This window comes from Bacillus sp. 05T31, assembly GCF_056396725.1.
This window is the reverse complement of sequence record NZ_JBFTMA010000567.1, coordinates 1-2,976: the sequence shown is the minus strand read 5'-3', so window position 1 is coordinate 2,976 and position 2,976 is coordinate 1. Positions and strand designations below refer to the sequence as shown.

Genomic DNA, 2,976 nt, shown 5'->3' with positions numbered 1-2,976 from the left:
GTATAAATGGAGCAGCGTATAGTACTCTAATTATTTATATAATGATTTGTATCGCAAATCATATTTATATTAGAAAAGATCYTTCCTATCCAATAGCTATAGGGAAATTTTTGGCTGTGATTGGAGTATCTAGTATTTTAGGTATAGCATTATACTTTGGGTCTACATTAATCAATGTGACAGATTCCAGGATTTTAGCAATGATATATAGTGCTGTAGCGCTAAGTATAGCTTCAGTGTTATATGGCATATGTGCATTGAAACTAAACTGGATATCGAAAGAACAAATTCCATTTTTACGTAAATAAAATCGTTGATTATAGAAAATGAACAATATTATACATGGGTATGACTTGTTAGATGTTTGTGAAAGAAATCAATTTGAAGTTATCAAACCTTTCTCGGCAAGGAATGGATAACAATTTGTTTAATTACAAAAAGAGTTGATTGCGAAATGTTGGAGGAGATTAAGAGTGCGGTTAGTTTTATCAGGATATTATGGTTTTTATAATGTTGGGGACGAAGCAATTTTGCAATCAATTATTAAAGCGCTACATGAAGAGGATCCTACTCTTGAGCTTGTTGTACTTTCAAATGACCCCGACTATACAAGAAAAATGTACGGTGTAGAAGCAGTAAACCGATGGGATATAAGAGCGATTTACCGAGAAATAAAGAGAAGTAATGGTTTAATTAGCGGAGGCGGAAGTCTCTTACAAGATAAGACGAGTATTAAGAGTATTTTATACTATACGGGTATTATGCGGCTTGCCCGTTTTTTGAAAAAGCCGTATTATATTTACGCCCAAGGAATCGGACCTATTACGAAGAAGCAAAATCGTTTATTAGTGAAATGGCATGTATCAAAGGCTGAATATATATCAGTACGTGATGAAGACTCTTTTTTGTACTTAAAAGAAATTGGTATTAAGAAAGACATCGAACTTGTTCCAGATCCAGTATTAGCTTGTCAGCCAGAAGAAAAGAAATCCGATTGGCTTCAAAAACATGCGCTGCAAGGAAAGGTCGTTGCGGTTAGTGTAAGGTACTGGGATGCAAAAGAAGATTATATGAAGAAGTTAGCAGATACGCTGAAAAAGCTTAAGCAAGAGGGATATCATATTTTATTTGTACCGATGCATGGACCATTTGATCAAAATGCATCAAGGGATATCATTAATTTGATGGGAGAAGAAGCGCACATGCTCCCTTATAAAATGGATATTCATGAGAAAATCTCTATTTTATCAGAATGCTCTCTTTTAATAGGAATGAGACTGCATGCTCTTATATTATCGGCAGTTGCAAACACGCCTATGATTGGAATTTCATATGATCCAAAGATCGATTCGTTTTTACAACAAGTAAATCAGCCGATTATTGGGAATGTGGATGGAGACTGGACGACAGAAACATTACATAGTATGGCGATTAAACAATTAGAGCAGACAGAATATGTACAGGAAACGTTAGGACAAAGGGTAGAGGAATTGCGAGAGCAAATTTCCATAGCGTCCAAATATATTATTAGTGACTTACAAGAAAAAGAGTCTATAAAAAGAGGAATGGAATTTTAGGATTAGAGGCCATTCCTCTTGTAATTAAATAGCTGAGTAGAAAGAAGAACAGGGATCATCTGTTCTTTTTTTGTTATGTAAGTAAGAATTTGAAAGAGAAGCGTATGAAAGAAAAAATAAAATGTCGACAAAAAATATAAAAATGTAGAATAATGTCGAAAAAACAAAAGATTCGAGTTTTTATTTCCCTTGAATATGTATGTTTTCAAGGTAGTCTAATCTTAAAATCTTAACATTAGGATATCAATAATATAGGTATAAAGCGTTTTATATAAAAGTACTGGGATAATGAGGTGGGTTTTGTTCGAAAAAATGAATTTGGAAATAATGTCGAAAATTAGATAAACATCGTGTCGGTTAATGTCGTAATATCTTTATACTCAGATATTGAAATTGCAAACGTTTTTCTGCTATAGTTGTAAATGGTTATACAAATATTGCTCAAATGTAGTTCTGATGCATTGTTTCGTACATTTAAAATATTCTGATTTTATAATCGGGTTATTTAAATTAAAAGTCGAAAAAATGAACATTAGAATTACGAAAATTCACTTTTTTGTCGAATTTAAGAATTTAAATTCGAGTAAAAACGGTGTAATATGTTTATTATTCTATATTGTGGAATCATTTCTATATATAGGATCTTAACTACATTTATATTTACTAGTTTCAACATTAAATAGAATATCTATTTAAAACATTATGGAACTAGTATTACATTCCTGAAGGAGGAAATATATAAAATGGCAAAGACTAACTCTTACAAAAAATTAATCGCTGGTACAATGACAGCAGCAATGGTAGCAGGTGTTGTTTCTCCAGTAGCAGCAGCAGGTAAAACATTCCCAGACGTTCCAGCTGGTCATTGGGGAATTGATTCTATTAACTACTTAGCAGACAAAGGCGCAATTGCAGGTAATGGCACAGGAATGTTCGAGCCTGAAAAAGAAATCACTCGTGCAGAAGCTGCTACAATGATGGCTAAAATCTTAAACTTACCAATCGATCCAGATGCTAAACCATCTTACACTGACGCTCAAGAGGGCTGGGCTGCTCCAATTATCGCAGCTGTAGAAAAAGCTGGTGTAGTTAAAGGTAAAGGTAACGGCATATTCGATCCTAACGGAAAAATCGACCGCGTTTCTATGRCAGCAATGCTTGTACCAGCTTTCAAATTAGACACTAAAGTAACTGGTACTCCAGAAACTAAATTCAAAGACTTAGAAACTAGCTGGGGTAAAGACAAAGCTAACATCCTAGTTGAATTAGGAATTTCTGTAGGTACTGGCGGCCAATGGGAGCCAGATAAAATTCTAACTAAAGCAGAAGCAGCACAATTTATTGCTATGACTGACAAGAAGTTCGGACAAAAATCAGAAGCTAAAGTTGAGTCTATTAA

The 2,976-nt window shown here is 33.9% G+C and carries 2 protein-coding genes and 1 pseudogene; all 3 read left to right on the top strand.

Annotation, left to right across the window (positions count from 1 at the left end; genetic code table 11):
• Positions 1–308: pseudogene (locus tag AC1DJR_RS24300) on the top strand (putative polysaccharide biosynthesis protein); the annotation flags it as partial.
• Positions 309–473: 165 nt separating this feature from the next.
• Positions 474–1,577: a polysaccharide pyruvyl transferase CsaB gene (gene csaB, locus AC1DJR_RS24295; protein WP_429687049.1), complete on the top strand. Its 1,104-nt coding sequence runs from the start codon at positions 474–476 to the stop codon at positions 1,575–1,577.
• A gap of 743 nt (positions 1,578–2,320) precedes the next feature.
• Positions 2,321–2,976, top strand: a 656-nt coding sequence (locus tag AC1DJR_RS24290) for an S-layer homology domain-containing protein (protein ID WP_477003696.1), incomplete at its 3' end; no start/stop codon positions are given.